The organism is Pseudarthrobacter sp. AL07 (assembly GCF_029960665.1).
Lineage (GTDB): Bacteria > Actinomycetota > Actinomycetes > Actinomycetales > Micrococcaceae > Arthrobacter.
Genome location: NZ_JASBRB010000075.1, coordinates 1 through 1,387, shown reverse-complemented (window position 1 = coordinate 1,387; position 1,387 = coordinate 1). Strand labels below are relative to the sequence as shown.

The 1,387-nt window shown below is 65.5% G+C and carries 1 protein-coding gene; it reads left to right on the top strand.

Annotated elements, in window-relative coordinates:
• Nucleotides 1-22 precede the first annotated feature (22 nt).
• Nucleotides 23-1,285 (top strand): IS701 family transposase, encoded by a 1,263-nt coding sequence (locus tag QK290_RS18435; RefSeq protein WP_282332120.1) that lies wholly within the window; start codon nt 23-25, stop codon nt 1,283-1,285.
• Nucleotides 1,286-1,387: the final 102 nt, after the last annotated feature.

Here is a 1,387-nt window from a genome sequence, read left to right as displayed (position 1 = left end):
CGATCCTGTTAATTTTCGAGGCATGAAACCGGATGAGCTTGCCCAGACCAAAACGGAGCTGGAAGCGTTTGTGGCGGACGTGTTCGCGTCGCTTCCGCGTAAGGATCAGCGGAACAAGGGGAACCTGTATCTGCACGGTCTGATGCTGGACGGGCGGAGGAAATCGATGCAGCCGATGGGTGAGCGGCTCGGGGTCGATTACCAGCAGTTGCAGCAGTTCGTCTCGTCCTCGCCGTGGAAGCCCGAGCCGGCCCGCAGGGTCCTGGTGCGCAAGGCCGTCGAGGTGATCGGCCCTGACGCGTGGGTGGTCGATGATACCGGGTTCAAGAAGGACGGCGGCTCCTCGCCATGCGTTGCGCGGCAGTATTCGGGCACCCTGGGCAAGATCGGCAACTGCCAGATCGCCGTCAGTATCCACGCGGCCACCGACAAGGCCTCCTGCCCGCTGGACTGGCGGCTTTATGTGCCCGAAGCCTGGGATGAGACCTCCGCGGAGACGAACGCGCACGCCGAAATGATCGCCGCTCGCCGGGCCAAGGCGCAGATCCCCGAACTTCAACGCCATCGGACGAAGTGGGCGATGGCGTTGGAGATGATCGACGAACTCGGCGCCTGGGGCTACCGGCCCCCGATCATGGTCGGGGACGCCGGCTACGGGGAGATCACCGCGTTCCGGTCCGGACTCAGCGAACGGGCGATCCCCTACATGGTCGCCGTCAAGCACTCGACGACCGCGCACCTCCAAGACGCTCCCATCGACGTGCCCGAGTACGCCGGCAAGGGCCCACGCCCGGCCCGGCGCCGCTACCTCGAAGACCCGCAGTCACTCAAAGACCTCGTCATGGCCGCCGGCCGAAAGGCGTTGCATCAGGTCACCTGGCGGCACGGCACCAAGTCCACGACCAGCAACAAACCCGCCTCGATGACCTCCCGGTTCATCGCACTGCGGGTCCGGGCAGCCAACCGCGAGATCCCCCGCGCCGAGGACGGTTCCCTCCCCGCCGAGTGGCTGCTCGCCGAATGGCCCAAAGGCGCACCCGCACCCACCGACTACTGGCTCTCCACCCTGCCCGAAACCACACCGCTGAAGGAACTCGTCCGGATCGCCAAAATCCGTTGGCGCATCGAGCACGACTACCGCGAACTGAAAACCGGGCTCGGCCTGGACCACTTCGAAGGCCGCACCTGGCTCGGCTGGCACCACCACGCCACCCTCGTCACCGCCGCCCACCTCTTCATCACCACACTGCGCCTGACACGCCCAAAAGCACCTGGGGCAGCCTGAGTCTCTACGGCATCCTCCGCGAGCTCCAACACCTCGTCGCCGTCCGGACCGGATACTGCCCCTACTGCCAACCACGAGCCCCAACCTAACTAAGTACTACTA

Coding starts and splice junctions, on each gene's coding strand:
- QK290_RS18435 (WP_282332120.1), top strand. CDS start 23: ATGAAACCGGATGAGCTTGCCCAGACCAAAACGGAGCTGGAAGCGTTT.